Genomic DNA, 2,304 nt, shown 5'->3' with positions numbered 1-2,304 from the left:
GTCCCTGTGAGAGTAGGACGTCGCCAAGCAAAAACCTAAGTCGTTTCGACTTAGGTTTTTTTGTGTTTATTTTTATTATTTTAAATTTAAAGGTAAGAATTACCTTTATAAGAATATAGTCCAGATGTAACAAGAATGTTTGTGATCTTATATAAAAAGGTTATATGAAAAGTAGCAATCTAGCTCTTTTAACATAACCTTTTGTGTTTTTGAAGGATTTTACATTAGAAAAAATCTATAATTAAGGTAGTTAACATATATTTTTGATGGGTGTGGGGGATTATGAAAGAAATATGCATGTTATTAGTGGCTGTTATATTATGGGGCACAGCCATTGCGCCAACAAAATGGGCGTTAGAATCTATTCAGCCGTTTACTTTGTTGTTTATTCGTCTTTTCTTTGCAGGTGGAATTTGTATGCTATTCTCATTTAAGCAACTACAAAAATCAGTTGTACATAAAAAAGTTCCATGGAAAAGAATGAGTTTGTTAGCTTTTACCGGTGTAGCTGGTTATTTTATGTTTACATCCTACGGTATTTCTTTAACCAGTGGATTACATGTGAGTATTATAGATGCTGCATTACCATTAGTTACAATTCTTTTTTCAGCACTCTTTTTGAAAGAGAAAATTCGATTGAATTATTGGATAGGAATTATATTGGGTGCTATAGGAGTACTCTTTATTACGATTCCATCTAAAAGTGCTAATCAAGAAGTGTCTTTAATAGGAGATATACTGATATTATTAAGTACTTTTCTATTTGCTTTCTACACAGTTTTGCTAAAACGGCCAAAACAAGAACAGTATTTATCAAACGAGGTTTTTACAACATTAACTTTAATTATTGGAGCTGTTATTCTCTTACCGTTTGCACTGGTAGAAATTTTTTATTACGGTCTCCCAAAGGTTGAAACTTGGAAAACGGGACTTAGTGTAATATACCTTGTTATTGGAGCAACAATTTTAGCATATTGGTTTTGGAATAAAGCGCTAGAGAGAGTTTCAGCATCAGTAAGCGGATTATATTTAAATGCATTACCATTAATAAGTATTGTTACTTCAATTATTCTATTAAATGAATCTCTGACATGGAGAGTAATAATGGGAGCGAGTTTAGTTTTAATCGGAGTAGGATGGGCGGATAAGCAAAAGTTATGTAATCTATTAAAAGGTAACAAGGTGGAGAATAGAGACTGTTAAACAGTATGATTTATATAATTGAAATGTTAAAAAGATACCTTATATATGAGGTATCTTTTTTATTTAGCAAAGATAATAGACTAAAGTTAGTATGGATATTCTTTGCTGTATTTATATGTGTCGAAATCATTTTGAAATATTGTTTGGACAAGTTGTATACATTCAGTATCATAAAAGCTTTCAAAAGTCGGATGACGGGGAAATAAAGGATCAGTAATATCGCCTTCGCTAAAATCCCCTTTATAAATCATGGCGGGAGTTTGATGATGCCATGATGTTGAGAACTCATTTATTGGTGCGGTTTTTAATTCGAAACGCTTTTCTAATTCTTTCATTTCTTGATCGAAGTTTTCTAAGTATATATAATTGGTCACATATTCTTCTTCACCAGCTATATATTGTTGTGTGAAATGTGGGTTAATATCACTTGCGTGAGCTCCTTTCATAAATAGATAGTATAGAAATTGTTTAAATGAGATCCCTTTGGAGGAATTTTCATCTTGATATAAAAACTTTCGGATGGGTTTCCATTCGGGATGTTCCATATAAGGAGGTCCAATTAAGGATACGAAAGAACTGACTGCTCTCCTATAAGGGTTACGAACGAGTTTAAAAGTTTCTTTTTGTTTTTCTCGTAGAGCTATTCCTAGTCGTACACTATAGGTAGGTGTACTTTTGTATATATCATATTCATAATTATGAATGAAAGGACTATAGCTTAGAGCGGTTTGTAATAAATCAATCTGGTAAAAGAACCACTTAGCAAGAGAAGTACAACCGCTTTTTTGACTCCAAAATAGAATGATTGGAAACTTCCTATGATAGTGTGGGCTTCTTGAATGGGAGCTTATGATGTGTAATAAAGAAGGGTTGAACAAGTTCTACACTCCTTTCAGTTATCTTATTGATATGTATGAGAAATAAAAGGGGGGTATGAGAGTCTTTTTCATCTTTTTAAAAAAATGAAAGATTAATATTGACTATTATTATATAGAGGTGTAATATAGGACAAGTCGCCGATGACAATAACGTCGCAAGCGACAAATGAAATAAAAAAACTTAGTTGACATTAACTAACGAAGATGTTAACATAAGGAAGTC

General features: G+C 32.2%; 2 protein-coding genes. One reads left to right on the top strand and one right to left on the bottom strand.

What is annotated here, in order from left to right:
• The first annotated feature begins 282 nt into the window (after positions 1-282).
• Positions 283-1,203, top strand: coding sequence for a DMT family transporter (locus AB6801_RS31150; protein WP_000658284.1), 921 nt, complete (start codon positions 283-285; stop codon positions 1,201-1,203).
• Between the two features lie 86 nt (positions 1,204-1,289).
• On the opposite strand, the gene AB6801_RS31145 is transcribed toward AB6801_RS31150, so the two are convergent.
• The gene (locus tag AB6801_RS31145) at positions 1,290-2,081 is read right to left on the bottom strand and encodes a sulfotransferase family 2 domain-containing protein (RefSeq protein WP_000483020.1); all 792 of its coding nucleotides are present in this window, start codon (positions 2,079-2,081) and stop codon (positions 1,290-1,292) included.
• Positions 2,082-2,304 lie beyond the last annotated feature (223 nt).

This window comes from Bacillus sp. RCC_6_1 (assembly GCF_041360755.1).
GTDB classification, from domain to species: Bacteria; Bacillota; Bacilli; order Bacillales; family Bacillaceae_G; genus Bacillus_A; species Bacillus_A cereus.
Note: the sequence above shows the minus strand (reverse complement) of the source record. Positions and strands in the feature narration are given on the sequence as shown.

Bases quoted from the DNA above. Each gene is read 5' to 3' on its own strand.
- AB6801_RS31150 (WP_000658284.1), top strand. From the start codon at position 283: ATGAAAGAAATATGCATGTTATTAGTGGCTGTTATATTATGGGGCACA.